General features: G+C 34.0%; 3 protein-coding genes. 2 read left to right on the top strand and 1 reads right to left on the bottom strand.

Annotation, left to right across the window (positions count from 1 at the left end):
* Positions 1-383: 383 nt before the first annotated feature.
* Complete coding sequence (locus HXZ69_RS15105; RefSeq protein ID WP_008651082.1) at positions 384-1,550, bottom strand: tetracycline-inactivating monooxygenase Tet(X2); 1,167 nt, start codon at positions 1,548-1,550, stop codon at positions 384-386.
* Between the two features lie 358 nt (positions 1,551-1,908).
* Here HXZ69_RS15105 and ere(D) point away from each other — a divergent pair, with 358 nt between their 5' ends.
* A complete protein-coding gene (gene ere(D), locus HXZ69_RS15100) occupies positions 1,909-3,135 on the top strand; it encodes an EreD family erythromycin esterase (RefSeq protein ID WP_095073170.1) in 1,227 nt (408 codons plus the stop codon).
* Positions 3,136-3,664: 529 nt separating this feature from the next.
* A partial coding sequence (locus HXZ69_RS15095; RefSeq protein ID WP_502875758.1) for an LbetaH domain-containing protein occupies positions 3,665-3,996 on the top strand: 332 nt, incomplete at its 3' end.

The following is a 3,996-nucleotide window of genomic DNA, read 5'->3' as shown; positions in this document are numbered from 1 at the left end:
ATGAAATGATAAAAAGAAGGTTCCGAAATTCGGAGCCTTTTTGTTTTAACTGCGTTTGCGGCTAAAATTACACATAATGGCTCGGCGAATTGGCGAAGTAGCGAAGCTGTATCGAAGATACAAAAGCGGAGCTATTTAGCCAAGTCGCTTGTTGTAAGCAGTCCGCGAAGCGGCGGCTTACGGCAAGCGACGTAAGTCGCCGAGCCATTGTTAGCAAGGAGCGCAGCGGATTGCTAACAACGTTTGGCAAATTGGCGATGGAGCCGACTTTTAGCACAAATGTTGAATAGAATTACTAATCTTCAACATTGCACAAAAGTTCAATAGAAGTACTTCACCGGCTCTATTGCCAATTTGTTTGTTATGTGCCGTTTTATTCCATTTTATACATTTAACAATTGCTGAAACGTAAAGTCGGGTTTAAACATTTCAATTTCGTTTTGAGTTGATTCTTCTTGTGCTTCTTTGCCATAGATAAACATTTGCTGTTCATAATTTTTAACAGCCTCTTCAATGCTATTAAATTTTCCATCGGCTAGATTATCAGACAATATCAAGGCATCCACCAACCCACTATTTACTCCCTGCCCTGCAAAAGGCGGCATCAAATGTGCGGCATCCCCAATCATTGTTATGGGTAATGGGCGCTTGCTTTTCCAAGGCTTTTCTAAAGGAAATATCCGTGTAGCCAATCCTACAAATGACAACGTCGTATGAATCAATTCTTTGTAGCGTTCGTCCCAATCGGAAAATTCTTTCAGAAGAAAATCAACGACACTATTTCTGTTTTGAAAATCTACCTGCGTTTGGTTTTTCCATTCATCAGGTGTTTTAAAACTTATTCCAAAATGCAATGCACCATTATTATTGGGGTTAGCAAATAATAAATTACCTTGGTGAGATGCCATTAGCCGGTTTCCATTGCATAGCTGAAAAAATCCAGGACAGTTTATCTCTGGTTGATGAATATCGGCTTGTATATTGAAAGTACCTGTTTCTTCAACTTCCGTGTCGGTAACAAATTTTCTTACCTTGGACATCCCGCCATTGGCAAGAATAACCAAATCTGCTGTTTCACTCGGTTTATTCTCAAAAGTTAGTGTCCACTTCTTCTTACCAGGTTCAAGCATAACAAGTTTTCTATCCCAAATAACCGTGTCGTTTTCTAAACTATTCAACAAGATAGCCCTTAAGTCATTTCTGTTTATTTCAGGATTGTCAAATCGATTTTCGGGCTTTACATTTTTTGTGGATAAAATATTGCCTTTTTCATCAGCAATATTTACACCCATTGGTAAGGCTAAGTCATAATAAGTTTGTAACAATCCCGCTTTTTTCATTGCTTCCTGACCTGAACCTTTGTGTAGGTCAAGGGTTCCACCAAAAATTCTTGCCTCTCGGTCGTTGTCTCTTTCGTAAACTGAAACGTCTATGCCGTTTTGCTGTAATAATTTTGCCATAGTCAGTCCAACGGGTCCACCACCAATTATTGCAACGTTCTTATCACTAAGTAAATTCATTTGTTTGTCTGTATCTATTCGCATTGTCATTCAAAAATGGCACATAACGGGAAACGCATTGGCGAAGTGGCGGATAAATTGGACGAAAAGTTCAATTTAGCAGTGACGTAGCCGATGTGTTTCCACAGAAGCTAAATTATTAAAAAAAGCTGAATGTGGGACACATTCGGCGGAATAAAAAGCACAAAAGTTGAATTTTGAACTTAACCCGCCATTTTGCCAATGCGATGTTATGTGAAGGAATTTTTAGTATCTTTGTATTCAAATAATTCACATTTTATGTATTTCAGCAAGCCTTGGTAATTAAAAATTAAAGTAAATTATTAAATCGTCTTTTTGAGACGGTTGCTATTTGGTACGTTAATTTTTAATTTAAAATAAGGTAATAATGAAAAATATAAAACCCTTAACTTTTCCGTTTAATTCGGAAAATAATACATCCATAAAACAAAGTCTTTTTCGATTTCGAGAATATTTTGATTCTTCTACAATTGTTGGTTTAGGCGAAAACTCACATTTCATAAAAGAGTTTTTTACATTCAGGCATCAAGTTATTGAGTTTTTAGTAACTGAATGTGATTTTGACACCTTGGCATTTGAGTTTGGTTTTTCTGAAGGATTAGAAGTTGATAAGTGGATAAAATCACAAATTCCATTCGACGATTTGGATAAGTTACTGTCACACTTTTATTATCCAAATGAGTTTAAAGATACTTTGCTATGGCTTCGTCGGTATAATCAAGACAATAATAATCAAATTACCTTTTTAGGTGTGGATATTCCTAAAAATGGAGGTTCTTATTTTCCAAACTTTCGTATTGTATCTGATTATTTGCAAAGACTTTCAATCGTTTCTTCTGATGTCTTACAGAAGATTTTAAATCTTGCTGAGAAATTTGATTTCTATTCGACTTCTCAGCTTGCGTTAAATTTATCGCTTTTTGATGAAGCTGAACATAATGAATTAAAAGCATTGCTATTAAAAGTTTACATTCGTTTGATTACTCTTCAACCAAAATTAGAAAGTTTAGAATTTCAATCGATAGTTCATCAAGTTAAAGGCTTGATTTATATGAATTATAATGCTGATGCTATGGAAAGTTTCATTACTGAAAGGGGAATTGAAGGAGATATGGGAGCAAAAGACCAGTATATGGCAGAAAGCATTGATTGGTTTTTGAAAAATTCACTTGGTAAAAAGATTATTTTGGTTGCCCACAATGCTCACATTCAAAAAACTCCGGTAGATTTTGATGGATTTATTAGTTGTTATCCAATGGGGCAAAGACTTTCGATGACTTTTGGAGAAAAATATAAAGCATTTGCAATAACTAATCTACGTGGAGAAACTGCGGCATTGTATCCTGATAATGATTATCAATTTGGCTTTAGGGTTGATAAATTTCCACTTGATTTTCCAGAGTCGGATTCTGTTGAATTTATTATGCAAGAATTTGGAGGAAAAGAATGCTGTTTACTAATGAACAGAAGTACGGAATTAAAAAATTGTAATAAGATTCGATTTGATTCGATGTGCCTAAAAACTGAAATAGAAGAAGCTTTTGACGGAATTTTTCTAATAGAAAAATCAACTGTTTCAGAAGTAGTGGATTGAGAATTTATAAATTTAATTTCGAAACGGCACTTTCTTTTTGGAGGTGCCGTTTTATTCTTTCACATAACTTATATATACACGAAACATTCTACTCTATTTCATACCCATATACCAAGATATGCGAATGTTTATGTTTTTTATATCGTATTGTGTTTATACCAAATATAAGTATTCTTTTAAAATCTTGCTAAAAGATTTTTAATAATTAAGATGTAAATGATCAGCACAAAGTGGACAATTTTAAACACAAAAAAAAAGCAGTAATCGTAAAATTACTGCTGGTATATTTTAAAACTGCATTTCAAAAACTCCATAATACGTATTAAGCTCCCTACGGTTCCGTTCAACGGGCTTTCATCTCATGCCCTGCGGGCAAGACGAAAGCTTAGTTATTGTGCGTAGTTTTTATTTTCTATATATTTGTTCTTATGAAGTTAACACATTAGCGCATAAAAGTTTTAATCATTTATAGGGACAGGGCTTTCCTTGTTCATTTTTTTTGTTGTCTAAAAATTAAATTTACGTTATTATGAAAAATTTCTTCGAAAGTCCTTTCAAAGGCAAAATTATTCAAGATCATATTACAAATCCTAATATTATTGCTGGAAAATATTCTTATTATTCTGGTTATTATCATGGACATTCCTTTGACGATTGTGCTCGTTATTTATTTCCTGACAGAGATGATGTTGATAAATTAATTATTGGTTCTTATTGCTCTATTGGAAGTGGAGCAAGTTTTATTATGGCAGGAAATCAAGGTCACAGATATGATTGGATTTCAAGTTTTCCATTTTTTTATATGTCTGAATTTGATGTTTTCAGTAAAAGCCAAGATGGATTTCAAAAAGCAGGAGATAC

Source organism: Empedobacter sp. R132-2, from assembly GCF_030324375.1.
Lineage (GTDB): Bacteria > Bacteroidota > Bacteroidia > Flavobacteriales > Weeksellaceae > Empedobacter > Empedobacter falsenii_B.
The sequence above is the reverse complement of the archived record's forward strand: the minus strand, read 5'-3'. Positions and strand labels throughout refer to the sequence as shown.

Excerpts from the sequence above, each read along its gene's own strand:
- HXZ69_RS15105 (WP_008651082.1), bottom strand. The coding sequence starts at position 1,550 with ATGACAATGCGAATAGATACAGACAAACAAATGAATTTACTTAGTGAT.